The following is a 26802-nucleotide window of genomic DNA, read 5'->3' on the forward strand; positions in this document are numbered from 1 at the left end:
GCCCGTCTTTTCTCTTCCCGAAACAGCAATCGCGCAATTTCGTGACCCCGCCTTCCGGCAGCGCCCCGAGATGACAGGGGCAGGACGGTCATGAAATTCAATCGGCTTCGCCTTGTCGGCTTCAAATCCTTCGTTGAGCCCAGCGAGTTTGTGATCGAACCGGGGCTGACCGGCGTTGTCGGTCCCAATGGCTGCGGCAAATCCAATCTGGTTGAAGCGCTACGCTGGGTGATGGGCGAAAATTCCTACAAGAATATGCGCGCTTCCGGCATGGATGACGTGATCTTTTCGGGCTCGGGCAACCGCCCGGCGCGCAATTCCGCCGAAGTCGGCCTTTCGCTTGATAATTCCGATCGCACCGCGCCTGCCGCCTTCAATGACAGCGACGAGATCCAGGTCTCGCGGCGCATCGCCCGCGAACAGGGCTCGGTCTACCGCATCAATGGCAAGGAAGCGCGCGCCAAGGACGTGCAGCTGCTGTTTGCCGATGCCTCCACCGGCGCGCGTTCGCCCTCCATGGTCGGGCAGGGGCGGATCGGCGAACTGATCCAGGCAAAGCCGCAGGCGCGCCGCCAGCTGCTGGAAGAGGCAGCCGGCATTTCCGGCCTCTATTCTCGCCGTCACGAGGCGGAACTGCGCTTGCGCGCGGCCGAAACCAATCTGGAACGGCTTGACGATGTAACGGCGCAACTTTCAAGCCAGATCGACAGTCTGAAGCGCCAGACCCGGCAGGCCACACGTTTCAAGGCACTTTCGGCTGATATCCGCGCCAATGAGGCGATCCTTCTGCATCTGCGCTGGTCGGATGCCAAGGCACAGGAAGGTGAGGCGGAAAGCCTGCTTAACCAGTTAACGGTGAATGTTGCCGAAAAGGCCAACAGGCAGATGGAGGCGGCCAAAAACCAGGCGGTCTCCGGCCTTGCCATGCCGGAATTGCGCGAGGCGGAAGTTGCCGCCGCCGCCGCCATGCAGCGCCTTGAAATTGCACGCCGCCAGCTGGAGGAAGATGCCGGGCGGGTGATGCGAAGGCGCGACGAGCTTTCCCGCCGGCTTGTGCAGCTCAATGAGGATATCCGCCGTGAACAGGCGATGATCGACGACAATGCGGCGATCCTTGCGCGGCTGGCGCAGGAAGAAGCCGAGCTTACCGAGGAGATCGGTTATTCCGGCGAGGCGCTGGAGGAGGCCCGTTATGCCATGGAGGAGGCTGCCGCCGCACTGGCGGAAGCCGAACAGCGTTTTTCCGCACTGACGGCCGAGCGCGCCGAGGCCCAGGCAATCCGAGCGGAGCGGGAGAGGGCACTGGCCGATCTTTCGGCCAGGCGTCAGCGGCTCGATCAGCAGCTTCAGCAGGGCAAGGCTGAACTTGCCGCCATTGCCGAGCGGATTTCTGGTCTGCCGGATCCGCAAGAGCGTCGCGAAGCGCTGGAAGCGGCGCAATTTGCCGAGGAAGACGCACATGCGGGCCTTGAGGCGGCGGAGGCTGGGCTTGCTTCGGCGCGGCAACGTGAAATTGTCGCCCGTGTGCCCGTCGAGGCGGCAAAGGCAAAGCTTGCTGCAATCGAGACGGAAGCAAAGACGATTGCCGGTATGCTGGCCGCCAGCGCGGCCTCGGGTGCATTCACACCGCTTGCCGAGCTGATCAGCATTCGTCCGGGCTTCGAGACGGCGCTTGGGGCTGTGCTCGGCGATGATCTGGAATCACCGCTTGACGCCTCGGCGGCAGCATTCTGGCATGGCAATGGCGCGGGCGATGATGATCCGGCTTTGCCTGCAGGCGCGCAAAGCTTTGCCGATCTGGTCGAGGGGCCGGATGCGGTGCGCCGCCGCTTACGCCAGATCGGTCTCATCGAGGATGGGCAGGGTGAGAGGCTGATGGCGGCGCTGAAGCCGGGCCAGGAACTGGTGACGGCAAGCGGTGCTGTCTATCGCTGGGATGGCCATGTCACCGGTGCCGATGCGCCGAGTGCGGCAGCGCTTCGCCTGTCGCAGCGCAATCGCCTGGCAGCGCTCGAGACGGAGCGCGACGAGGCTGAAATCGCTCTGGAAGAGGCAGCGGGCCATCAGGATGATGCAGCTCAGGCTGTGGTCGCGGCCGAACAGGGCCTTGCGGCCGCGCGTGAGCGGCTGCGGGCGGCGTCGAGAATGACGGCGGAAGCACGGCTTGCGCTCGGCGAGGCAGAAAAGGCGGCGGGTGATCTGTTGCGACGGCGCGATGTTGTTGCCGAGACGGTCAGCCAGATCACCCTTCAGGCGGAGGATATGGCCGCGCGGATGGAGACGGTGGCAGAAGCGCTGGAAGAGGCCGGTGATTTCTCCGTGCTGGAGCAGCGCCTGACGACTGTCCAGGCCGAGGTGATGGGTTTGCGTGGCGCTCTGGCCGAAGCGCGGGCGCGCCATGACGGGCTGATCCGTGAAAATGACGCGCGCAGACGCCGCGTCGCTTCAATCGCGCAGGAACGGGCAAGCTGGCAGAACCGGGCGAAAAGCGCTGAAAGCCAGATTGCGACGCTGAAAGCGCGGTCTGAAGAGGCGCATGAGGAGCTGGAACAGCTTCAGGAGGCGCCGGAGGAGATGGAGGAGAAGCGCTATGGGCTGACGCGCGAGCTCGAAAAAGCCGAGAAAGCGCGGCGCGATGCCGCTGACCGGCTGGCCGAAGCCGAGAAGAAACAGCGCGAAGCGGACCGGACCGCCGCCCAGGCGCTCTCCGAACTGGCCGAAGCGCGTGAGAAGCGCGGCCGTGCCGAGGAGCGGCTGGTATCTGCAAGGCAGCGCCGTGAAGACAGCGAAGCGCGCATTCGCGAGGCACTTGAGGTGCCGCCCCATGAGGCTTTCCGGCTGACCGGTCTTGGTCCCGATCAACCGATGCCGGAACCGATCGCTGTCGAACGCGCGCTGGAACGGCTCAAGGTCGAGCGTGAGCGGCTTGGGGCTGTCAATCTGCGCGCTGAAGAAGAACAGGCCGAACTTTCGAAGGAATTTGAGCTTCTCGTCAGCGAACGCGATGATGTGATCGATGCAATCCGCAAGCTTCGCGGTGCGATCCAGAGCCTCAATCGAGAGGGTCGCGAGCGGCTTCTGGCCGCCTTTGATCAGGTCAATGAACAGTTTCAGCGCCTGTTCACCCATCTTTTCGGTGGCGGCACGGCGGAACTGCAGCTGATCGAATCCGACGATCCGCTGGAGGCTGGACTGGAAATCCTCGCCCGGCCGCCGGGCAAGAAGCCGCAGACAATGACGCTTCTGTCCGGCGGGGAGCAGGCACTGACGGCCATGGCGCTGATCTTCGCCGTCTTTCTCACCAATCCGGCGCCGATCTGCGTGCTGGACGAGGTTGATGCGCCGCTCGACGATCACAATGTCGAGCGCTACTGCAATCTGATGGAGGAAATGGTGAATTCGACCGAAACCCGTTTCGTCGTCATTACCCATAATCCTATTACCATGGCGCGGATGGACCGGCTGTTCGGCGTCACCATGGCCGAACAGGGCGTCTCGCAACTGGTTTCGGTCGACTTGCAGACTGCCGAGCGCATGGTCGAGCAGGACCAGCCGCAAGTGCTCAATATATAACGATTTTCGAGTTCTTTATTACTTGTAATGCCGCCATGCTCTTCGGTGGCGGGGCGTCTTGCCGGATCGTGTATCCGACCGCGCATCGTGCAATCACGTCAGCCGACACGTCAGGAACGGTGGTGCCGTGCAGGTCACGGGGCCTTGCTCGTCTGCGCTTTAACAAGGGAGAGGAATGAATGGCGATTTCACCAAACCGCTCTGGTTCATCCAGTGGATACGCAACAGGAAGTGACAATGCGGCAGAGCGTCCGCCAACGCCGCCGCCGCGGTCACCGCCGATCAACCTGCAGGACCCTCCGGCGAATCGTGAGGAGATGCGTGAACGCCTTGATGCCGCCCGGGAAAGGGCCGAATCTCTCAGAAATGCGCTTGAGAAAACAGGAAAAGATGATGAGAAGTCGGGCAAATAATGCCCTGTCATCGTCATGGTAAGGCCGGCCTCGGTGGTTAATCCCGCCAGGGCCGGTCGTCTCAGTGGGCGAATTACTGCGCTGCCGGGGTCCAGGGATCGAGCGCGTCGATCTTGTCCTGGCGGCGCTGATCGGGTGATTTCGACCAGTCACCGCCGAAGGCGGCTGATTCCCAGGAGCCATATTCAGGGTTGGGAAGCATGATCCAGTCATGACCCCAATGATCGGCGGAGGCGTCAAAGAAGGCCTGGCGCTCTTCCAGTGTGCCGTCCGCCTTGTCGGTGAAGTCGCCGAGATTGTCGCCCATCAGCAGAACGACGCGATAATCCTTGGCAACATAGTCGATGCGGCTTTCCTTGGCAGAGGTCCATTCTTCCTTGTCACCGCGCAGCAGCACGGTGTCGACATTGCCGCCCATCGGAAAGCCGAGCTTTTCGAGGTTGGCGACCGTGCCGTCTTTCTCGATTGCCTTGCGGTTGGAAACGTAGAAAATTTTCACGCCCTTGCTGTCGGCATAATTGAGGAAGTCGAGTGCGCCGGGCACTGCCTTGGAGGTCTGGCTGTTAACGTAGTCGGTCCATTCCTTTGAGGAGTAGCTGGTACCGCGCGCGACCAGCGAAGCTTCGTAATTGCCGTTGTCGAGCATGGTTTCGTCAAGGTCGGTGACAATGGCGACCGGCAGATCGGCATAGCCTTCAGGCTCCTTGTCGGCGACAGCCGTCCAGCTTGTATCGGCCAGCGCATCATCAAGCTGCATCTTGGCGAGTTTGAAGATCTCGCTGACGGTGGCCTTGTATTCGACGGAGGTTTCCATCCACACGGTCGCGTTCAGAAGGTCGTTCTGGGGGACGGTGGCATCCTGCGCCGATGCTGGGGCTGAAAAGGCAAGAACTGCGAGTGTGAGCGAGGTGGCGAGACCGGAAAGAACGGTCGCCGAGCGGAGGGTTGGCCTGGACATTAAATTTCCCCTTACTGGAGTCTGGTATTATTAAAGATGACAAGTTTGTGACAGTGTTTCCGTCACGTCAAGCGGTGCCTGACGGTGCCAAGATGGTCAGTCGCGGGCATGCGTCCGGCAATGGCATGACATTGGTCTTTCGGGGGAGGAGGGAAAATTTCCCTGCAATACCAATTCTCATTTCGGCCATGATGCACTAACGTCGGCGCAAAAGGGTTGAATGGCATATCCGGCGGCAGGGCTTCCGGATCGGGCGGTCATATGGCGAATTGGGTTTTTGGTTTCGGTGCTTCCGAAACGGATGGACGAATCATCGATCGAGACAGGCTGGGCGGCAAGGGCGCCGGGCTTGCCGAAATGGCGTCACTTGGCCTGCCTGTCCCGGCCGGGTTCACGATCATTGCCGATGTGTGCCAGTATTTCTACGATCATGCCAAGACTTTTCCCGATGGTCTGGCAGACGAAGTCGTCTCGGGGATCGCCTCTATCGAGCAGATTGCCGGGCGCCGATTCGGTGATTTCAAGCAGCCATTGCTCCTGTCTGTGCGCTCTGGTGCGCGCGTTTCCATGCCCGGCATGATGGATACGGTGCTCAATCTCGGACTGAATGATGAGACGGTTCAGGCGCTTGCCGCCGACACGGGCGATGCGCGATTTGCCTGGGACAGCTATCGCCGCTTTATCCAGATGTATGCCGATGTGGTGATGGGGCTGGATGCGGAATTTTTTGAAGAACTGCTCGAGGAGGCGGTTGAAGCCTTCGGCCATCAAAACGATACGCAGCTTTCGGCAGCAGAGTTGAAAGAGGTCACCGAGCGCTACAAGACGCTTCTGGAAGACGAGCTTGGAGAGAGCTTCCCGCAGGATCCGATGCAGCAGCTGTGGGGGGCGGTTTCGGCTGTCTTTTCCTCCTGGACCAGCGCGCGCGCCACCACCTATCGGGCGCTGCATTCCATTCCTTTTGAATGGGGAACGGCGGTCAATATTCAGGCCATGGTATTCGGTAATCTCGGCAATGATTCCGCCACTGGTGTCGCCTTTACGCGCAACCCCTCGACCGGTGAGAAGTCGCTCTACGGAGAGTTTCTCGTCAATGCGCAAGGCGAGGATGTGGTTGCCGGTATCCGCACGCCGCAAAGCGTTACCGAGGCAGGCCGCATCGCCTCGGGAGGCGAAAAGCCGTCTCTGGAAAAGCTGATGCCGCCCGCCTTTGGCGAACTCGTCAAGGTGGCCAGCCGGCTGGAGCGCCATTATGGCGACATGCAGGACCTCGAATTCACCATTGAGCGCGGACGCCTGTGGATGCTGCAGACGCGGGCGGGCAAACGCTCGGCCCAGGCGGGCATGAAGATTGCGATGGATCTGGCCGATGAGGGGCTGATTACCCGCGAGGAAGCGATTGAGCGGATTGATCCGGCAACACTTGACCAGATGCTGCATCCGACGATAGCGCCGGAATATAAGGGCAATCTGATTGGCAGCGGCTTGCCCGCCTCACCGGGCGCGGTTACCGGACAGATTGTGTTTTCGGCCGAAGAGGCGATCGCGGCCGATGGCGAGGGGCGCAAGGTCATTCTCGTGCGCACCGAAACCAGCCCGGAAGACATTCACGGGATGACCGTTGCCGAAGGCGTGCTGACCACGCGTGGCGGAATGACCAGTCATGCCGCCGTCGTTGCCCGCGGCATGGGTGTGCCCTGTGTCACCGGAGCCGGCACGATGCGGGTCGATCGCCATGCCAATATTCTCTATGGTCTGGGCGGTGTTGCGCTTCACGCTGGCGATCTGATCACCATTGACGGGGCAACCGGCAAGGTGATCAAGGGCCAGGCGCCAACACAGAAACCGGCGCTGTCGGGTGATTTTCGCCGGTTGATGGAATGGGCGGATGCGGCGCGGCGGATGAAGGTGCGCACCAATGCCGACACGCCGGGCGATGCCCGGGCCGCGCGTGAATTCGGCGCCGAGGGTATCGGGCTCTGCCGTACCGAACACATGTTCTTCGATGGTGAACGCATCCATACAATGCGGCGGATGATCCTGGCCGAGACAGCGGAGGGGCGGAAGCAGGCGCTCGACCAGCTGCTGCCGATCCAGCGTGGCGATTTCGAGGCGCTGTTTGCCATCATGCATGGTCAGCCGGTGACGATCCGCCTGCTTGATCCGCCATTGCATGAATTCCTGCCCAAGACCGATCGCGAGATGGAGGATGTCGCCGTTGCGCTGGATATGGAAACGCCGGCGCTGAGGCAGCGCATCGACGCGCTTTACGAGTTCAATCCGATGCTGGGCCATCGCGGCTGCCGGCTGGCGATTTCCTATCCGGAGATTGCCGAGATGCAGGCCCGCGCCATCTTTGAGGCCGCCGTTGCGGCGGCACGGACCACCGGCGAGCCGGTTGTGCCGGAAATCATGGTGCCACTCGTCAGCCTTCGTGCCGAGCTTGACTATGTCAAGGCGCGTATCGACGAGGTTGCACACCGGGTGATGGAGGAAAGCGGCATGGAGATCAGCTATCTGGTCGGCACCATGGTGGAACTGCCGCGTGCCGCGCTCAGGGCGCATGAGATTGCCGAAACAGCGGCCTTTTTCTCGCTTGGCACCAATGATCTGACCCAGACCACATTCGGCCTGTCGCGCGATGATGCGCCGGCCTTTTTGTCGACATATCAGAAGAAGGGCATCATTGAGCGCGATCCGTTCATCTCGCTTGATTTCGATGGTGTCGGTGAGCTCATGCAGCTGGCGGCTGAGCGCGGCCGTCAGACGAAGCCGACGCTGCAGATCGGTATTTGCGGGGAGCATGGCGGAGATCCCGCCTCGATCAGCTTTTGCGAAGGTCTCGGGCTCGATTATGTGTCCTGTTCGCCCTTCCGTGTGCCGACGGCAAAACTTGCCGCCGCCCAGGCTGCTATCCGCCAAAGAAGACGTTGAGCCGCTTCAGTTGCGTTTGGCCAGGCGGTAGTGACTGGTAATGGAAGCCTTGCCGTCGGTAACGACCGCGCCGGTTTCGACAAGTGCTTCCAGATGGGCGAAAACCGACATGGCTGCAGCCCCATGCAGTGCCTTGTCCGTCGAACGGTAAAGCACTTCGACCATTTCTGCGATCAGGCCGTCTCCGGCCTCAAGCCGGGCGAGAATGGCCCGTTCACGCATGCGGCGATGCGAGCGGATACCACGGACAAAGCTGGCCGCGTCCTCCACCGGGCCGCCATGGCCGGGGAGGTAACGGCTTTCAGTGCGTGCCAGAAGCTTTTCCAGCGACATCATATAATCCGTCATCGAACCATCGGGCGGGGCAACGACGGTGGTCGACCAGGCCATTACATGGTCGCCTGAAAAAAGAATTGGCGTGCCAAGAAGGGCAAAGGCGGCGTGATTGGCGGTGTGACCCGGCGTCAATACCGTTTCCAGCACGTATTTGCCGCTACCGATCCGGCTTCCATTCTTAAGTAGAATATCGGGAATGAGTGCCATATCGGCACTTTCGGCAAAGGCATTGGTTTCGCCCTGATGCAAAGGCCGCGCCGCGCGGTGGCCGCCTTCGGCGGCAATCGGCGCCCCGGTGATGGCCTTCAGGCGGGCTGCGAGCGGGGAGTGATCGCGATGCGTATGGGTGACGGCGATGTGGCTGACGCGGCGGTTGCCAATGGCTTGCAGGAGCGCTTCAAGGTGGGGTTCGTCTTCAGGTCCGGGGTCGATGACCATCACCGTCTCGTCACCGATGATGTAGCTATTGGTGCCGGTGAAGGTAAACGGCGAGGGGTTATTGGCGGTGACCCGGACAATCCCGTCTGCAATGGCAACAGGCTCTTCATGGCGGGGCGCGAAGCTGCGCTCGAAGATCGGCTCGGTCATGACCATCCTTTCAGCGGCTGTGGTCTGTCTTATGAAGGTGCGTTGCGGCAGAAATCAAGCTTTCGCGAAAATCCTTTATACAAGTTATGGACCATGGGGCTGGCGGGGCCGAATTTCTGTCACAAAAATCCGAATATAGATTGTCGTGCCCTGGAAGCTTTGCTAAGAGGCGGCAATTGACGCGACCCGATCGCGAAATGGTATTGGGGTGTAGCCAAGCGGTAAGGCACCGGTTTTTGGTATCGGCATGCGCTGGTTCGAATCCAGCCACCCCAGCCACCTCTGTTGTCAAGTTATTGAAATTATTTGATATTCACTGCGTATTTCGGTGCATGTGTACCGCAGTGTCGCACAGGGCGGCAGCAGGCTGCTGCTTCAAATCGTCCTGCGATTTGTAGACGCCTTCCTGCTTGAAAGCGAGGCAAGAAGCCTGCCGGATCACTTGACGCTGGCGGGGAGTGCAAACCGGAGCGCTCTCGGCAGACAGGCGACATAGATGCTGGAATGGTCTTCATCTGCAATGCGTTCGGTGCGAAGCGTGACGCTGTCCGGATAGGCCTTGCGGCAGCATTCTGACAGAAGATCGATGTTGCCGTTCATCCGGCGTCGCTGCCTGAGGCGAGCATGTTCCCTGGTGCGCTCTGGCGTCTCCAGTCGCTGCCAGGGCGCGGGTTCAGTTTCCCAGCCACCGGCTGCGAGGAAAAGCCGGATCGGTCGTTGCGGCGAAGCGGGGCGGTTGGCGAGATGTGAGAAGATGCGCTCGCTATCCCACCAGATGGATGGGCTGACAGCGATGTAGCTCGAAAACAGCTTGGGTCTCGTCATTGCCTGTTCAACGACAAAATATCCGCCAAGTGAATGGCCAAGGATCGTTTCGTATTCGCTACGGACCGGGAAATAGCTGCGGATGACCGGTTTCAGCCTGTCGCGGATGAAGGCAACAAAGGCCTCCTGTCCGCCAAAGGTGAAGGATGTGCCTTCATAAAAGGCATCGTCAGTCGTGCCTGCGGTGAAATCGAGATGGCGGCGTTCCTGATTGTAATCTTCTGTCTCCGGATATCCGATGCCGACAATAATGGCAGGTTCAACGCCAGTGGCTTCGGGTCTGCGGGTCAGCCGTTCCAACACCTGCACCACAAGCGCGAAATCTGCATTGGCATCAAGCATGTAGAGAACAGGAAAGCCCTCAGACGGCGCGGCTTGCCGGGGAATGCTGACGAAAATCTCGTATTCCAGATTTGCATCAGAATGCAGCCGGAAGCGAAGACAGTGCCCCTGGCGCGACGGGCTTGCCGCACTGGATTTGACGTCGCCCTCCGGCATTTGTGTCAGTGAAGATATTCGTTCGTTCAAGGTCATTTCTCCACTTGCCTCCAGAGCCGGGGTTGCAGACTGGCTGGTGTTATTGCGTCAAGCGCCTTCGTTGTTGCATGAATAGCCAGAACAGAAAGCGGATCGGGATGTTCCAGCTTTGAGGCAGGCGGGTACCAACAGGGGGCGAGCGAACCCTGCTGGTCTTTGGTAGAAGGGCCGGGGCCAAGCGCGCTTCAGGCATTTACCACTGATATTTCAGTGTCGCATAGACAGACCGGCTGGTGCCGTAGAAGCAGCGGGTCGTATAGGTGCACGATGCCACATATTCTTCGTTGCCGAGATTGGTCGCGGTGACGTTGAGTGTCAGTCCCTCATATTTCGGCCATCTAGCGCCGAAGTCATAGTCGATGCCGGCATCGAACAGCGTGTAGGCGGGCACCTGGAAGCTGTTTTCCTGGTCCCCCCAGGTCTCGCCGGTATAGCGAATGCCCGCGCCGATGCCCAAACCCTCAAGCGGACCACTGAAGAAGCTGTAATGCAACCAGGCGGAGGCTGCGTTCTGAGGTACGGCGGCGGGGGCATTGCCGACAAGAGCAGCTGTGGCGCTCTTCGTGATTTCCGGATCTGCATATGTGTAGGCAAGCGTGATATCCCAGCCGGAATCAAGCGCCAGCTTGCCTTCCAGTTCTATGCCTTTCAGCTCGATCTCGTCAGTCTGGACATAGTAGCCGCTATAAGTCGGGTCGGAGCTGAGTGCATTCTTTTCGGTCAACTGATAGGCCGAGGCCATGATGTAGCTCTTGGCATCATCAAAGGGCTGATATTTGACGCCGACTTCATATTGCTCGCCTTCCACCGGGTCGAGCGTGGTTCCCCCTTTGGCGCTGTAGCCGAAACCTGACGGCGGCTCAAAGGAGGTTGAGTAGCTCGCATAGGGAGCGATGCCGTTGTCAAACAGATAGGTCGCTCCGAGACGTCCGGTAAAGGCGTGGTTCTCATTTTCTGTAGATGACGTCACCCCGGTTGAAAGGACCGTGCTGTCATTGGTGATGTCGTAATAGTCGTAGCGGCCACCCAGAGCGACAGTCAGGGCGCCGTAGGCGATCTCGTCCTGCAGGTAGATACCGGCCTGGTTGGTGACCTGATTGGTGTCGGTCGAATAGGCTGGGTCGGTGATGGCCTGACTGTAGTCCGGGCTCAGATAATTGATCGAAGGGGCCTTGCCTTTGCCGAACAGCCTGTTGGCATCAATATAGCTGTAATCGAAGCCGAACAGGCCAGTGTGATCGAGCATGCCGGTCGAAAAATCAGCCTCAATCTGTGTATCGACAGCAAGGGTATCTGCATGTTCTTTCAGATGCGATACGCCACGGCTGAGCGTCGTGCCACTGCTGCCCGAATAATAGAGCGAGCGGTGTTCTGTATCGATATGGGTGTAGCGAAGGTTCTGCCGGAAGGTGAAGACGTCATCGAATTCGTGTTCGAATTCATAGCCGGCTGAAGTCGTCTGACGGGTAAACTTGTCGAAGTCGGAATCGCCGATATTGAAGTCATAAGGGATATCAGGATAGTCGCCATTCGGCAGGACAGTCCCAACGGCTGGCAGGTATCCCGGATAGTTGCTTGACGGGTCGTCGGTGTAGCTGAACTGCAAGGTCAGGCTGGTCGCATCATCCGGTGCGATTTCAAGTGACGGCAGCACCGAAACGCGCGAGGAATCGACTCCCTCGATATTGGTTTCGTTATAGCGCCCGGATGCGACGAAGCGATACCGGTAGATGCCGTCCTCGTCGATCGGTCCGCTGAGGTCGATACCCGATTTGATGTAATCCTCATTGCCGATCGTGGTGAAGACCTCACCGCGTGCTTCTTCGGTCGGTTTTTTGGAAACGAGATTGACCATGCCGCCGGGCGTCATCTGACCATAAAGAACGGATGCCGGTCCCCGGACAACCTCGACACGCTCAATATTATACAGATCAATGGTCGGCTCGGCGTAGGAAATGCCTTTCAAAATGCGGAGGCCGTCAAGATACTGAACGAAATTCTGATAGCCCCCGAACCCGCGCACCGGCACGATGTCGTAACGGTCATTGGGCCTGAGTTCAGCCTGAACACCGGAACTGTAAAGAAGCGCCTGCTGCACCGAGGTTGCATTGCGTTCCTCGAATTCCTTGCGGGTAACGACGGAGACGGATTGCGGCGTCTCTATTAGCGGCCGGCTGGTTTTCATGGCAGCGTCGGAAGATTTGGCGACAAAATCAGCACCATCGTCGGATGAGCCGTCGACGATGACGGAAACCGGTGCCAGTTCCGTTGTATCTTGGTCCTGTGCCCACAGCGGGGCCGCAGAAAGAAGCGTTGCCAGGCTTGCACTTGCCGCGAATGTGATTGTTTTCGTTGTCGAGATACTCATCAATACCCCCGTTGCACACCGATCGAAGCCGCAGCTGGAACGGTGTTACGCCATAACTTGATTGTAAAATTCATATTTTATATAGAGGATTTCAAAGCCCGAAATCTACAGATCGTATTTTTGCAAAAGCCCCAATTCATTTTGCAAAACAACCAGAGCCGGCTGTTAGGACAGACCATGCAAGACCGAACAGTTCCGTTTGAGACAGAAGACTTTCTCGCGCATATGCGGCGCGCCAACGGCTCTTTCAGACTTCTGAAGCGCTCGACTGCGGGCGACAGAGCCTTTGACGGCCACTACGGTCACGAAAAGCTTCGCGACGGTCTGAGTGTCTTGCATTCCGACACGTTAAGCCTTTGCGAAATGGAAACGGAGTGCGAACTCCCGCCTCACCTGAGTATCAAACTGTTCTTTGCAGGTAACGTAGAGGCGAAACTGGCCGACCATAAATTGCCCATGCCGACACGTCCGGACAGCCGCCGGGACTGGGAGCCAGTCGGCGTCGTATGCGCACAGAACGAACCCGTCAGGTTCTGGCGCCGCGTGAAGAAGGGCGATCGGATCCGCAAGTTCAACATATCGATCCTGCCAGAATGGCTCGCATCGGGTGATGTCTTCAGGGACCAGTCCGCCGCCGCTATCGCCGCATTCAGCCAGACGCATCTGGCTCTCAGTCGCTGGCGCCCGAGCCCGGCTGCCATCGCCTTTGCCGAACAGGCGATGCGGGGTCCTGTCGCAGAACCACATCTCCACCGGCTGCAGGTGGAGAGCTGCGTGCTGATGATCATCGCCGAGGCTTTCCACGCTTTAGGCGGTGAAAATCTGGCGAGGATTACCCGCGCCCGGCTCAGTCCCAGTGAAAGCATAAAACTGGGACGGGCAGAAGAAATGATTGTCGAGGCATACGGGCATTTGCCAGGCGTCGAGGAACTGGCCGCACATGCCGGAGTGAGTGCCAATACGCTGCAAAGGCTGTTTCATGCCGCCCACGGCATGACGGTTTTTCACTATATGCGAAAAACCAAGCTGGAGCAGGCGCGTATTCTGCTGAACCGCGGAGAGGTGACCATCGCCCAAGCCGCATTTACGGCCGGATACAGCTCCACTGCCAATTTCTCGACAGCCTTCCGCCGCCATTTCGGCTTTCCCCCAGGCAAAATCGGCTAGGTGATTTTCAATCGCATCAAGCTTCGATTGAGAAATAGAAAATGTCTGCCTTTTCAAGCGATAAATGCGGTTGAAGCTTGTCCGCACGCAGGACTGCTTTTCCTTTAATGAATTTTGCATGTATATATGTAAAAAAAAGAAAATTTACAAACAATTTTCAAAATAATATAAAAATTTAATTAAATAATTAAATATTGAATGATATTTAATAAAAATATTACCTGTCATGGTTGGGTGCAACGGAGTTTCAACCATGAAACAGGCCAAAATCGCAGGCATTCACAGCAAGATTAAAATTTTTGTGTCCCTTTCAATTCTGATGTTTCCCTTCATGCCTCAGTCCGGTTTCGCCCAGGCGACCGGACCAACGATTGTCGGGTCGAGCGTTGCGGCACTGGCTCAAAGCATGGCTTCCATGAGCAGTGCGCAGAAAATTGCTGCGATTCGTGCCTTCATACAAGCTAACCCGAATGTTCCGGTGGCGACCCTTGCGGCGTCGCTCGTTGCTGCTGCCGGGGTAACCCCCGGTCTGTCCGCGTCCGTCGCGGCTGCCTTTGTTCAGGCGGTGCCAGCGCAGCAACGTGCGCAGGTTGCCATTGCTGCTGTGAATGCCGTTCCGGCTGGCGGCAAGGCAGCAGTGGCAGGTGCCGTGGTTGCGGCTACGCCTGCCGGCGCGGCACGGAATGCTGTCGCCAATTCGGTAACGGCATCGGTTAACGCGGATACAACCCTTTCCACCAGTACCAGATCAGGCATTGGCGGAAGTATTAACGAGGCTGCGTCTGGAGGAAGCACGAACGACGTACAGTCGGCTTCACCATCCTGAAATTATGTTTCCAAAAGGCAGGGAAAGTTGTGAGTGTTGCTGCCCTGCCTTTGCGGTGTTGAAGCCGATGATGCAAGGAAACGATCGGCGAGGGGGCTACCTCGCCGATCGTATCGGCCTTCAAAGTCGCTTTGTCCCTATGGGCATTCTGCCATACGATCGCTATTCGTGACGGAAGCTGGCGCCTGCCATCCTTTCAGACAACGCTGGCAGCAAAGTTTCATCCATTGGCAATCGTGCCGGGATCGGCTGCGAACGCCGCGGCGGCGCTTGGGGGGGGGGAGCCGTTCACTCAGCGTTCTGAGGGCAGTTTCATGGTCTGCCAGGCGGTATAGGCCGCGCGCACTGTTTCCAGCTGGGCCGTATGCCCCTGAATGAAATCGTCGCCATAGATCGATTCATCTGGATATTCAGTGATCAGTGTCAACGGCACTCGCTGGCGCTGATTGACGGCAAACATCACCGGAAAACCGTTGATTACCGGCCAGTCGGGCTGGCCGGTATGTGCCGTGTAGAGCGCGATATGTGCCTGACTATAGGCGACGAGAGCCGCGTTTTGCGCCAGTCTGGCCGTGATGTGGTCCATCAGTGCTCTGGCCTGATGTTCCCATTCGCGATGGTGGCGCATGATCAGGAAAAAGCCTTTCGGCAAGGTCCACATGCCGAAACCGCGCGGCACATAGCCGCAAAGCGGCCGGGTCCATTCATGGGCTGGATAGCCATGCAGATTGAGGTGAAGCTGTGCGCCGCTCAACGCTTCCGCGCGGAAGCGAATTTCGGTTTCACCCGGCATTTCGGCTGTCCGATATTCGAGATCGTCGCCAAAGGCGGTATAGCGCGCGGCATGGTGCATATGCGCCGGATTATTTGCGCGTAAACGCCAATCGACCTCATAACCGTCGGGATTTTCCAGCGGTGAAACGGTGAAATGGGCATTGTCGCGGGTGGCGAGGTCCAGACCGGCACGTAGGGCCCCGGCAATGCCGGTTACCTCGTTTGGATGCTGTCCTCCACTAACCATGACCGGGCGATCGCTGCCCTTGACATATCGGGCACAGACAGGCCTGCCTGCGCGGGAGCGTGCCGAGAAGGGCTCGCCGGCAATGGTCGCCAGCGTGTGCCTGACCCGTTCTGCGGTAAACGGATTGCGGGCCGTGGCGACTGGTTCCATCAGATCGCTGCCGCTCTCATGTCGGGTGAAATTCCGCGTTTCGACCCGAATGGAAAGCGGTCCCTGCGCCTGCAGGATTTCGGGCACGATCTGGCCGGGGCGCAGACTGCGATCACCAAGCGGTCGGCCTGATTTCAGCTGAAACATCTCCAGAAGCGAAAAATAGAAATCCTCATGCAGGCATTCCCTGAGACTGATGATGGCATCGCGCGGTGAGAGTGTCAGCCATTCATCCTCAAAGGGCAGGGTGGCGGTGATGTTGAGCTCTTCGAAATAGGGTTCGCTCTGGCCCCAGTCATGGTTCCTCAGCGCCTCCATCGTGCGGGCAAAGAGGCATTCGAAATCCGTCTCCAGTCTCTCTCCGGCAGCACCATCTGTGCTGAGCCAGCCGGTTGGCGAGAGAACCTCTTCGCCAGCGAAATCCTTATGCAGGCGGTTCGGTGCGTAGACCTTTTGCGTTTTCTCCGTCCCGTCATGCCAGATCAGCGTGACGGTGTAAAAAAGCCCATCTTCCGCCGATGCGGGCGTGAATTGCATGTCGACGCCTTGAAACAGGCCGGCCAGAGGGTAGGCTTCAAGAAGAAAGCGGTTGGCCGGTGCCTTTGCATGCGTCGGATAGCTAATCCGGGCCTTTGCGAGCCTTTCGGTACTGACCTCCTCACGGAAGAAATGAACGAGGGGTTTATAGGCGCTGCGGATACGCGCCGTTATCCCCTTTTCCGCCAGCGCTACTTCTGTCGCTCTGCGGGTCTTCGTGTCAGCAAACAGCCAGGCCGAGAGTGTTTTTGCACCGCTTTCGCCATGACGGGCGATCAGGGTTTGCGTGGTCGGAGCAAAAGTATTTTCGTAAAGTATTGTCACAGGGATGCCTTTACAGCAGGGTCTCGCAGAGCGTGTGGCCAGGCGGCTTGAGGCCCATAATGGTCGCCATGATCGCCAGGCCAGGGCGCACGCCGACCCTCCCGGACGTCTGGCGACAGCTTTGTCCCGTAGCGAGGATATCACTACATGCGGCTTCTGGCACGGTTTTGATCGCTTGTGGCCGGGCGATCAGTGGCGTGGGCTTTCATGCCGCATCAGGTCGGTTTTTGAACGTGATGTGTGTGGTTCGCAGAAATTGACGCAGTATGCTGTGTCTTCCGCACAAACCAGCGAAAATCAACCGGTTTGCGCACGAAACGGAGGTTCGTGAGGCGTCGACGCTTGATTCTGCGCTGCGTTGCTGCGTAACATCATCGGCGGATAGAGATTCTGAATTCTCTAATGTCGTGTAGCTTACCCTTATTTTGATACGCTTCAATGAAGCTGGAGACGTTGCAGTTGCTGACAGATGACCTTTTTTTGACTAATTGGTAAAAACGATGCTTCTAGATGATCTCAACGCCCGGTTTCTACGAGAGTTTTCAGCTGTTGCGCAGACAGGCTCCATTCGCAAGGCCGCGCAGGAAATGAACATCGTTCCATCAGCGATCAGCCGCAAGATTTCAGATCTGGAAGCGCGCCTCGGGGTCAAGCTTCTTGAGCGGCGGCCAAATGGGGTGATGCTGACACGCGCCGGAGGTCTGGTCCTGAAATATGCTGCACAGCTGACAGATGATCAGGCAGAGTTGATGGAACAGCTGAGCCTGTTTCGCAATACCGAGATAAAGCCTGTCCGCATCGCCTGCAGTGAGGGCTTCATAACCGATCTTCTGGAAAAGGGGATGGGCGACATTCTGAAGACGGCGTCCGGGCTCAATATTCAGGTTCTGCGCATGTCCTCGCCGGAAGTGCAAAAGGCGCTTGTTGACGGGGTTGTCGATATTGGCATTGCCTATGCCGTTTCGGACCATCCGATGATGCGCACTGTTGCCTCGGCCCGCCAGCCGCTCTGTGCAATCTTTCCAAGCAGCTCGGACTTTGCCCGGCGCGCCAGCATCAATTTCGCCGATATTGGCGGCCTGCCGCTCGCTCTTGTTGAGGAAGGACACCCTGTTCGTTTCCTGCTGTCGCGGGTTGCGCGGGAGGAGAACACGGTGCTGGCACCGCAGATTGAGTCGAATTCAGTCGCTCTTCTGACGAATTTTGTTGTTGCAGGCATGGGTATCACCTTCCTGCCGCAAAGCATTGCCGAGGTCGCGTCGATGCGCTCGCGGATCGTTGCCGTGACGGTGAACAATGCCAAATTCGCCCAAACGGAAGCGCGCCTTCTGGTGCGGGCCCGGCGCAGACTGGAAAATTCCGTGGAAACTGTCGTCAATATTTTGATGACGAATATGCAGACATTCGCGCATGACTGACGGCGCCCGCTTGCGTGGTTGCCGCAATGCAAGAGGGCGCTATTTTCTCGCCAAACCGATACGCAGAGCAGGGAAGCGAGGCTATCGGGCGATACCGATTAATCGCCCGATACTCTGGTCTCAGTTCAGCGGGCTGCGGGTTTCGACCATGCTGGCCAGCCAGCTGGATCCGTAGGGGATGGCCTCGTCATTGAAGTTGAAATAGGGCGAATGCAGTCCGGCACTGTCACCATTGCCGACATTGAGGAATGTTCCCGGACGCTGTTGCAGGAAGTAGGAGAAATCCTCGCCACCCATTGTTGGGTTCAGCTCGCCATTGACATTGTTGTCTCCGGCGATTTCGCGGGCTACGGCCAGAGCAACTTCCGTTGCTGCGGGATCATTTTTGGTGACCGGATAGCCGGGCGTGAAGGTGAAGTCGATCTGTACATTGGCGCTGACGGCGATACCGGCGCAGATCTCGCTCAAACGTCGTTCGGCAAGTGCCATGACTTCATCATTCAGCGCGCGAACCGTTCCGAAAATCTCGACCGTTTCCGGAATGACATTATTGGCTGGTGAATCGGTCTTCATGCTGGTCAGCGATACAATCACAGAATCCAGCGGATCGACATTGCGCGAGGAGATCGTCTGGCAGGCCAGAATGATCTGTGCCGCGACGGGCATGGGATCGATACATTTATGCGGGTGCGCTGCGTGCCCGCCCTTGCCGGTGATCTTGATCCTGGGCGAACCGACTGCAGCCATGAAGGGGCCGGGACGGGTGCCGAACTGACCGACCGGAATGCCGGGCATATTATGCATGCCGTAGATTTCATCGACGCTCCAGCGTTCCAGAAGGCCATCCTGCAACATCTCACGGGCGCCGAAATAGCCTTCTTCACCGGGCTGGAAGATCAGCACGGCCTGGCCAGCGAAATTGCGCGTTTCCGACAGATATTTGGCCGCGCCGAGAAGCATGGCCGTGTGTCCGTCATGGCCGCAGGCATGCATGACGCCGGTATTTTCCGAGGCGTAGTCAAGACCGGTCAGTTCGGTGATCGGCAGCGCGTCCATGTCAGCTCTCAGGCCGATCGATTTACCCTTGCCGCCACGACCTTTGATGATGCCGACGACGCCGGTCTTGCCGACATTTTCAACCACTTCATCACAGCCGAAGCTGCGCAACAGTTCGGCGACCTTGCCGGCGGTTCTGGTCTCTGTCAGCCCCAGCTCGGGATGCGCGTGAATGTCGCGGCGCCACTCGGCGATTTCTGACAGCATTTCGGCAAAACGGTTCTTGATTGCCATTAGATAACTCCATGAAGTTTATTTTTTAAATCGTTCGCTCAGCTGACAAGCACGTAGTGGTCGTCGGCGACCTTCTCGTAGACGCTGGGTTCCGGCTTGTGGTCTGGCGGGAAAACGGGGGAGGCGATCGGCTTGTAATGAAGATCGCCGCGCAGCTTTCGCTTCGTCGGATCGGCAATCGGAACAGCTGAAAGCAGGGAGCGGGTATATTCGTGGGTCGGATTTTCGAAGATGGCCGCGCGCGGGCCGATTTCGACCAGGCGGCCGAGATACATGACGCCGACCTGATGGCTGACGCGTTCGACAACTGCCATGTCATGAGAAATAAACAGGAAGGAGACGCCGAGATCGTTCTGCAGTTCCATCATCAGGTTCAGGACCTGTGCCTGCACCGAGACATCCAGTGCCGAAACCGCTTCATCGGCAATAATCAGCTTTGGCGTCAGCGCCAGCGCCCGGGCGATGGCGATGCGCTGGCGCTGGCCGCCGGAAAGCTCGTGCGGGAAGCGATGCATGAAGGAGGGCGGGAGTTTCACCCGCTCAAACAGTGATGCCACACGCTCCTTCAGCTCGGATCCGCTGGCGATGGCATAATTGCGGAACGGCTCGGCCACCTGATCAAAGAGCTTCATCTGCGGGTTCAGGCTGGCGAAGGGATCCTGAAACACCATCTGCATGTCACGTCGTGCCAGATGCATCTGCGTTTCATTGAGGTCGAGAATTTCCTGGCCGTCAAGACGGACGCTGCCATCGGTCGGATCGACAAGGCGCAGGAGTGAGCGTCCGCAGGTGGACTTGCCGCAGCCGGATTCACCGACCAGGCCGAGCGTTTCGCCCGCCCGGATCTTGAAACTGACATCTTCCACGGCATGCACCCGCGCCCGGATCCCGCGCAGCAGGCCGCCGCGTAAATCAAAACGGGTCGTCAGATGGCGAACATCAAGCAGGATAGGCTTTTCTTCCTCAGCGCCTGCATCTTTGGCAACGGGTGCGGGCTTGCTCTGGTCCTGCCCGTCCGTTGCTGTCTGGTCGAGAATGCGCATCGGCTCGGGCCTGCTCTTGCCCTTCATCTCGCCAAGCCGTGGGACTGCGGCAAGAAGCGCCCGTGTATAGGGGTGTTCGGGGGCCTCGAAAATCTTTTGAACCGGCCCTTCCTCGACCTTGTTGCCGCGATACATCACCACCACGCGATCAGCCATCTGCGCCACGACGGACATGTCGTGGGTGATGAACATCACCGCCGTCTTCTTCTCTTCCTTCAGCTGGTTGATGAGCGCCAGGATCTCCGCCTGGATGGTGACGTCAAGCGCCGTCGTCGGCTCGTCGCAGATCAGCAGGCGTGGCTCACATGTCATCGCCATGGCGATAACGACACGCTGGCGCATGCCGCCGGAAAGCTCATGCGGATATTGGTCAAGCCGGCGTTCCGGCTCATTGATCTTGACCATATTCAGCAGTTCCAGTGCGCGGGCGCGGGCCTGCTTCTTGCTTAATCCGCGATGAACACGCAAACCTTCGGTCAACTGCCGGCCAATGGTGAAAACCGGGTTGAGCGAGGTCATCGGCTCCTGGAAGATCATGCCGATCTCGTTGCCGCGAATAGAGCGCATCTGCGATTGCGATGCCTGTGCAAGATCGACAACATCGCCATTGTTGCGTTGCAATAAAAGCTTGCCGCCGGCAATGGTTCCGCCGTCATATTCGATCAGCCGCATGAGTGACAGCGAGGACACGGATTTGCCCGATCCGCTTTCGCCCACGACGCAAACGCATTCACCGGCTGCGATCTCAAAGCTGAGTTCTTCAACGCCAAGAACGGTTCCTGCCTGGGTCTGAAATGTCACACGAAGATTGCGGATGGACATAAGGTCCTGATCCGAAACAATATTTTTCGTGGGGTGATCGGTCCGATCTGCGGTGAAATCCTGTTCTTGCGGCATTCACTCTCTCACTGTGAGCGTTCTCGATCACAAGGAGTGCGTCAGAAAGGACCCCACCGCTTACGTGGTGGCTCAACTTTTTAGGATGGTCATTGCTGCGCCGAGAACCCCTTGATCCCAGCTTTATTGTTGAAGCGATGTTGTTGGTTTCATCACAAAGAGGAAGCAGTGCATATAAGTACACGGTGTTGCCGTGGCGGCAACGCTGTGTACTGGAAGTTTTTACTTCCGAAGATGCCCGTGGTTACGAATATTCGTCGTCGTACATCGGGCCTTGGTTCGCAGCGACTTTGCCATGCCGGCAATGAAGGCCCTGTGACAGATACAAAATATAAGCCAAGGCCGACATTCATCATTTCGGGTTTCACATGCTGAATGATCAATGCTGGCGGATAAGGGGAACGTTATGAATAACCGAGCAACGCTGTTCGTGGGGGGGGCCGCTCTTGCTGTGCTCTTCTCGACAACGGCAATGGCTGCACAGGCAACCGATGGCGAAGTAAAGCTTGCTTTCAGCCAGGCGCCGTCCATCATGAACCCGTATCTTTCCGGTGGTACGAAAGATCTTGTCGCCTCCAGCATGGTGCTTGAGCCGCTGATCCGGTTCAATCCGCAGGGCGAGATGGTTCCGTGGCTGGTTACGGAAATTCCGACCGTCGCCAATGGCGGGATCTCTGAAGACCTTCGCAGCGTCACCTATCATCTCACTCCGGATGTCAAATGGTCCGATGGCACCGATTTCACCGCGGATGATGTGGTTTTCACGGCAAAATACTGCATGGATCCCGATGGCGGTTGTGCGCAGCTTTCGCATTTCGAGGGCGTCGAAAAGGTCGAAGCGGTTGATCCGTTGACGGTGAAGGTCACCTTCGATACGCCAAAGCCCTATCCCTATTCGGTTTTTGCGACCTATGAATCGCCGATTCTCGAAGAAAAGCAGTTTGCCAACTGCACGGGTGCGGCCGCTCCGACATGCGCCGATCAGAATTTCCAGCCCAATGGCACCGGTCCCTTCATCGTCACCGAGTTCCGTCCGAATGACACCATCACGCTGAAGGCCAACCCGAATTACCGCGACCCCGACAAGCCGCATTTTGCCAATGTCATGCTCAAGGGCGGCGGTGATGCGGCCTCTGCTGCACGCTCTGTTCTGCAGACCGGCGAATTCGATTATGCCTGGAACACCCAGCTTGCGCCGGATGTTCTCGCCAATATGATCAAGGGCGGCAAGGGTACCAGCGAAGTGGCCTTCGGCAGCCTTGTCGAACGTCTGCAGATGAACCAGACAGATGCCTCGCCCAGTCTCCCGGCCGATGAGCGCTCCACGACCGCCCATCCGAACCCGGTCACGGGTGATCTGGCCGTGCGCAAGGCGCTTTCCATGGCGATTGACCGCAATATCCTGGCCCAGATCGGCTATGGCAAGGCGGGCGTTGCCACCTGCAACTGGGTCCCTGCGCCCGAGGCCTATGTGAAGCCAGACAATGACTGGTGCCTGACCCAGGATATCGAAGGTGCCAAGAAGGTGCTTGAGGATGATGGCTGGGTCGACAGCAATGGCGACGGCGTTCGCGAAAAGGATGGCGTCAAGCTGAGCATCCTGTTCCAGACCTCGACCAATGGCGTGCGCCAGGACTTCCAGTCCATCATCAAGGAATGGTGGTCGGAGATCGGTGTTGAAACGGAACTGCGCAATGTTGATGGCTCCGTCTTCTTCGGCGGTGATCCCAATTCGCCCGACACATTCCAGAAATTCTATGCCGATGTCGAAATGTATGCCAACAACTTCCCCGGCATCGATCCGGCTCAGTATGTTGCGCAATATACCTGTGACAAGATCCCGCGTCCGGCAACCGGCTGGCAGGGCGAGAACATCAATCGCTATTGCAATGCCGATTATGATGCACTGGTGAAGGAACTCGGCCAGACTGCCGGCATCGAAGCACGCGGCAAGATTGTCCAGCAGCTCAACGCCATGCTGACGAAGGATTCCATGGTTCTGCAGCCGCTGGTCTATCGCGGCACGCAGTCTGCCAAGTCGAATACGCTTGGCGGTGTGGAGATCAACGGCTGGGATTCCGAACTCTGGAATATTGCCGACTGGTATCGCGTCCAGAACTAAGCGGTGGACCGATCACACCGGGGCGGCGCCTGACACCGCCCCGGTGTGGATCATCTGGAACGGGATCTGGGCTCAGCGCCGTTCCCGTTCGAAGATTTCAATAACAAAATATTGAGGCGCCGGGGCCGTCGCGGTCCTGGTGTCGCCGATACGCGAACCCGCGAAACCGGGCGTTTTCCCGCTTTGCCTGTTTCCAACGAGGCCCCGCCTTATGTTCAACTACACCCTTCGCCGCTTGCTGGTCGCGATACCGACGCTGCTGTTCATCAGTCTGGTGATCTTTCTGCTTTTGGATCTGGCGCCCGGAGACCCGCTCGCCAACATGCCATTGACCATTCCTCCCGAGGTCAAGGAAAAGATGCGGGCAGCCCTCGGGCTCGATAAGTCGGTCTGGGTCCGTTATCTCCTCTGGCTCAAGCAGTTTTTCTGGATCGAACCGCTCCACGTCTTTAATCAGCTCTTCGGCACGCATTTTGCCGAGCACGCCCAGCGCATCGTGTCCTGGCAGACGCGCAGCCCGGTCGCAGACATCATTGCCCAGCGTTTGCCGCAAACGCTCTGGGTGGTTGGCCTTGCTTATGTGGTTGGGACGCTGATCGCCTTGCCGATCGGCATCATCTCCGCCTATCGGCAGTATTCGATGTTTGATCAGGTCGGCACTTTCGTTGCCATGGTCGGCTATTCAATTCCGCCATTCTTCTCCGGCGTTGCGGTGATCATCATCTTCTCGATCTATCTGCAATGGCTGCCTTCGGTCTATGACACGACCCTGCATGTGACGAACTGGAGCACCTTCGTGCAGCAGCTGCGTCAGATGATCCTGCCGGTTATGGTTCTGGCGCTGCAGATTACCGCGCAGATGAGCCGCTTCATGCGGGCATCCATGCTCGACAACCTGCATCAGGATTATGTCCGCACCGCGCGCGCCAAGGGGTTGCGCGAAAGGAGCGTGGTTCTTGTTCACGTGCTGCGCAACTCGATGATCCCGGTTGTCACCGTGATCACCATGAGCGTGCCGCATGTCTTCGGTGGTGCCATCATCACCGAGCAGGTGTTCAAGGTGAATGGTATCGGCCAGCTTCTGATTACCTCTATCCAGGCCAATGACCTGCCCATGGTTCAGACGCTGACCTTCATCTTTGCCATCCTTATTGTCCTTTTCAACATTGTCGCCGACGTTCTCTACGGCGTCCTTGACCCGAGGATCCGCTATGACTGAGCTGGTTCATTCCTCTGACCTCAAAGACGAGGCACCGTCATCACAATGGGCGGATGTGTGGCATCAGTTTCGCCATCATCGCGGCGCCATGGCAGGTGCTGCCATTTTCGCAATCATTCTGATCGGTTGTCTCCTGGGGCCTTATATCTGGCCCTACAGTCCGACCAAGGTGGATATTCTGGCGCGTGATTCCGGCATGTCATGGGCTCATCCTCTCGGTACGGATCAGCTGGGCCGCGATCTTCTGGCGCGCCTGATGGCCGGCGGCCGCATCTCACTGGCCGTCGGGCTTGTCGCGATGTTCCTGTCGCTGGTGCTGGGGACCCTGATCGGCGTTCTTTCTGGTTATTTCCGCCGGCTGGATGGCATATTGATGCGCGTGACCGACCTGTTCCTGGCGCTGCCGCTGCTGCCGTTGCTGCTGGTTATGGTGATGCTGTTTCGTGGTGCGCTCAGTGCGGCTTTCGGGCCGGCTGCCGGCATTTTCCTGCTGATTGTGACCGCCATCGGCGTGACCAGCTGGATGCAGACTGCCCGCATCGTGCGCGGGGATGTTCTGGCATTGAAGGAGCGTGAGTTCATTCTGGCGGCGCGTTCCATCGGTACGCGTCCGGGCAAAATGATCATCCGCCATCTGCTGCCGAATGTTTTGAGCCCGATCATGGTGTCGGCAACACTCGGTATTGCCACGGCGATTATCACCGAATCGTCCCTGTCCTTTCTCGGGCTGGGCTTTCCACCAGATTTTCCGACATGGGGCCGCCTGCTTTATGATGCGGTCGACCAGATCCAGATCCATCCGATGCGGGTGATCCTGCCCGGTGTGGCCATTTCGCTGACGGTGCTGTCGGTGAACTATCTCGGCGACGGATTGCGTGATGCGCTTGATCCGAAAATCCGGGGGCGCTAGCAGGCAATTCGATCCGCAGTGCTAGCGCCTGTCGCGTAGAACAACAATACCGCTGGCAATGATGATGGCGCTGCCCAGAAGCGAAATAGCGTCAGGACGCTCGCCCAGTATGAGAACACCGAGAACAAGAGCAAAGAGCAGGCGGGAATAGCGGAAAGGGGACACGGAAGCCATGCGTCCCGTACGCATCGCAAGTGTCAGGCAGCAATAGGCGAAGGCGCCGAAAAGCAGGGCAATGCTCAGAACGCTCCATGTCATGGGCGCAGGCATTGTCGCGCCGCCCGAGAAAAGCAGCAGGATCATGCCGGCGATTGTCAGCATGGAAAAGCCGAGAACGCCGATTTGTGCTGTCGACATGGATACGGGGGCTGCCCGGGTTGCCAGATCGCGGCCGGCAAATCCGACCGTTCCCAAAACGGCAAAGATTGCGCCTGCGCGAAAGCCCTCAAGGCCGGGCCGCAGGATCAGCAGGACGCCCACAAAGCCAGCAAGGATGGACAGCCATTTCCGGGCTGTCACCTGTTCGGAAAAGAACAGAATGGCGCCAAGGGCGACGATCGCGGGCGTCGCCTGTAAGATGGCGGATGCGTTGGAGAGTGGCGTCAGGGCCAGCGCCAGGGCATAAAACAGCCGGCCGCCAATCTCGCAAACTGAGCGCAGGAACATGACTTTCGAGAAGACAGCGGGATGCAGAGCCCGCTCGCCCCTGTGGCGGGCAAAAAGGGCAAAGCCGAGTGTGCCGATGAGCCCGTAGATGATTGCGGCCTCGCCGACTGGAATATCTGTTGATGCTTTCTTCACCGCCAGATCTTCCAGTGCAAAGGCTGCCATGGCCACTGTCATAAAGAATGCGCCCCGCGCTTCAGCGGAAACGTGGTCCGGCACGGCCAGAAAGCGAGGAAGGGATAGGGCCATCAGTGGTCTCTGATCTGGATCGGAAAGGCTGCCAGGTTTTGGCACAGCCGGTATCCATGAATGGCATGGCTTTGTAAAGCAGTCCTTACTTGCTGCCATGTGCGGCCCTGGTTATTTCGGTCACGCATCGTCTTTCCGTGAGAGAAACTGCCCGGCAAAAGTCGTTGCAGGTTCTTCTTCCTGGAAGCGGAAACAAATGATCGGATAGCTTAATCGATCCGCCCCTTTTTCCGATATGCTTGTCACATCTGTTCTGTTTTCCGGGTTTCTTTGCATGGCCGCTTTTCTGGCAGGGAGATGACCTTATATGGCCCGGTTCTGCACGTTTGAGGAATGCTGTCGCGGATTGGGTGAAACTGGCTCCGACGCGCCTGTATCGATGTTTGTCTTTCGGTATGTTAGGCCTGAAAAGCGGCGGCATGTCAGGGAAA

Annotated in this window: 17 protein-coding genes and 1 tRNA gene; 10 read left to right on the forward strand and 8 right to left on the reverse strand. The window is 58.2% G+C overall.

The features are described 5' to 3' along the window. The first annotated feature begins 90 nt into the window (after positions 1–90). Positions 91–3573: a chromosome segregation protein SMC gene (smc, locus tag FJU08_RS07110; protein ID WP_141148289.1), complete on the forward strand. Its 3483-nt coding sequence runs from the start codon at positions 91–93 to the stop codon at positions 3571–3573. Between the two features lie 179 nt (positions 3574–3752). After that, the gene (locus FJU08_RS07115; RefSeq protein ID WP_141148290.1) at positions 3753–3986 is read left to right on the forward strand and encodes a hypothetical protein; all 234 of its coding nucleotides are present in this window, start codon (positions 3753–3755) and stop codon (positions 3984–3986) included. A 73-nt stretch (positions 3987–4059) separates the two neighbouring features. Here FJU08_RS07115 and FJU08_RS07120 read toward each other — a convergent pair whose 3' ends face one another. After that, positions 4060–4944 (reverse strand): 5'-nucleotidase, lipoprotein e(P4) family, encoded by an 885-nt coding sequence (locus FJU08_RS07120; protein WP_141148291.1) that lies wholly within the window; start codon positions 4942–4944, stop codon positions 4060–4062. Positions 4945–5205: 261 nt separating this feature from the next. Between FJU08_RS07120 and ppdK the strand changes: the two genes are divergently transcribed. Further along, the gene (gene ppdK / locus FJU08_RS07125; RefSeq protein ID WP_141148292.1) at positions 5206–7878 is read left to right on the forward strand and encodes a pyruvate, phosphate dikinase; all 2673 of its coding nucleotides are present in this window, start codon (positions 5206–5208) and stop codon (positions 7876–7878) included. Between the two features lie 6 nt (positions 7879–7884). Here the strand turns inward: ppdK and FJU08_RS07130 are convergent, their stop codons facing one another. After that, positions 7885–8802 (reverse strand): MBL fold metallo-hydrolase, encoded by a 918-nt coding sequence (locus FJU08_RS07130; protein ID WP_141148293.1) that lies wholly within the window; start codon positions 8800–8802, stop codon positions 7885–7887. Between the two features lie 204 nt (positions 8803–9006). Between FJU08_RS07130 and FJU08_RS07135 the strand changes: the two genes are divergently transcribed. Then, positions 9007–9081: transfer RNA gene (locus tag FJU08_RS07135), tRNA-Gln, on the forward strand. 159 nt (positions 9082–9240) lie between these two features. Here the strand turns inward: FJU08_RS07135 and FJU08_RS07140 are convergent. Both FJU08_RS07140 and FJU08_RS07145 read right to left on the reverse strand, forming a co-directional pair. Beyond that, complete coding sequence (locus FJU08_RS07140) at positions 9241–10155, reverse strand: alpha/beta hydrolase (RefSeq protein WP_181409777.1); 915 nt, start codon at positions 10153–10155, stop codon at positions 9241–9243. A 202-nt stretch (positions 10156–10357) separates the two neighbouring features. Continuing rightward, positions 10358–12532 carry a TonB-dependent siderophore receptor gene (locus FJU08_RS07145; protein ID WP_141148295.1) on the reverse strand — a complete coding sequence of 725 codons (2175 nt, stop codon included), beginning with the start codon at positions 12530–12532 and terminating at the stop codon, positions 10358–10360. 57 nt (positions 12533–12589) lie between these two features. On the opposite strand from FJU08_RS07145, the gene FJU08_RS07150 reads away from it, so the two are divergent. Together FJU08_RS07150 and FJU08_RS07155 are read left to right on the forward strand one after the other, a co-directional pair. After that, entirely contained in the window at positions 12590–13699 is a 1110-nt protein-coding gene (locus tag FJU08_RS07150; protein ID WP_141148296.1) for a helix-turn-helix transcriptional regulator, read from the forward strand. Positions 13700–13952: 253 nt separating this feature from the next. Continuing rightward, positions 13953–14525: a hypothetical protein gene (locus FJU08_RS07155; RefSeq protein WP_141148297.1), complete on the forward strand. Its 573-nt coding sequence runs from the start codon at positions 13953–13955 to the stop codon at positions 14523–14525. Positions 14526–14817: 292 nt separating this feature from the next. Here FJU08_RS07155 and FJU08_RS07160 read toward each other — a convergent pair whose 3' ends face one another. After that, entirely contained in the window at positions 14818–16557 is a 1740-nt protein-coding gene (locus FJU08_RS07160; RefSeq protein ID WP_141148298.1) for a M14 family metallopeptidase, read from the reverse strand. 500 nt (positions 16558–17057) lie between these two features. Here FJU08_RS07160 and FJU08_RS07165 point away from each other — a divergent pair, with 500 nt between their 5' ends. Beyond that, complete coding sequence (locus tag FJU08_RS07165) at positions 17058–17975, forward strand: LysR family transcriptional regulator (protein ID WP_141148299.1); 918 nt, start codon at positions 17058–17060, stop codon at positions 17973–17975. Positions 17976–18095: 120 nt separating this feature from the next. Here the strand turns inward: FJU08_RS07165 and FJU08_RS07170 are convergent, their stop codons facing one another. Both FJU08_RS07170 and FJU08_RS07175 read right to left on the reverse strand, forming a co-directional pair. Next, a complete protein-coding gene (locus FJU08_RS07170; RefSeq protein WP_141148300.1) occupies positions 18096–19265 on the reverse strand; it encodes a M20 aminoacylase family protein in 1170 nt (389 codons plus the stop codon). Between the two features lie 38 nt (positions 19266–19303). Further along, complete coding sequence (locus FJU08_RS07175; RefSeq protein WP_141148301.1) at positions 19304–21205, reverse strand: ABC transporter ATP-binding protein; 1902 nt, start codon at positions 21203–21205, stop codon at positions 19304–19306. Positions 21206–21611: 406 nt separating this feature from the next. Here FJU08_RS07175 and FJU08_RS07180 point away from each other — a divergent pair, with 406 nt between their 5' ends. The 3 genes from FJU08_RS07180 to FJU08_RS07190 all read left to right on the forward strand — a co-directional run bounded on the left by FJU08_RS07180 (position 21612) and on the right by FJU08_RS07190 (position 25456). Beyond that, positions 21612–23327, forward strand: coding sequence for a peptide ABC transporter substrate-binding protein (locus tag FJU08_RS07180; RefSeq protein WP_141148302.1), 1716 nt, complete (start codon positions 21612–21614; stop codon positions 23325–23327). Between the two features lie 211 nt (positions 23328–23538). Further along, positions 23539–24546, forward strand: coding sequence for an ABC transporter permease (locus tag FJU08_RS07185; protein WP_141148303.1), 1008 nt, complete (start codon positions 23539–23541; stop codon positions 24544–24546). Next, positions 24539–25456 (forward strand): ABC transporter permease, encoded by a 918-nt coding sequence (locus tag FJU08_RS07190; protein WP_141148304.1) that lies wholly within the window; start codon positions 24539–24541, stop codon positions 25454–25456. Before FJU08_RS07185 ends, FJU08_RS07190 begins: the two co-directional genes overlap by 8 nt. 21 nt (positions 25457–25477) lie before the next feature. Here the strand turns inward: FJU08_RS07190 and FJU08_RS07195 are convergent, their stop codons facing one another. After that, a complete protein-coding gene (locus tag FJU08_RS07195) occupies positions 25478–26371 on the reverse strand; it encodes a DMT family transporter (RefSeq protein WP_141148305.1) in 894 nt (297 codons plus the stop codon). Positions 26372–26802: the final 431 nt, after the last annotated feature.

It is taken from the genome of Martelella alba (assembly GCF_006516955.1).
Lineage (GTDB): Bacteria > Pseudomonadota > Alphaproteobacteria > Rhizobiales > Rhizobiaceae > Martelella > Martelella alba.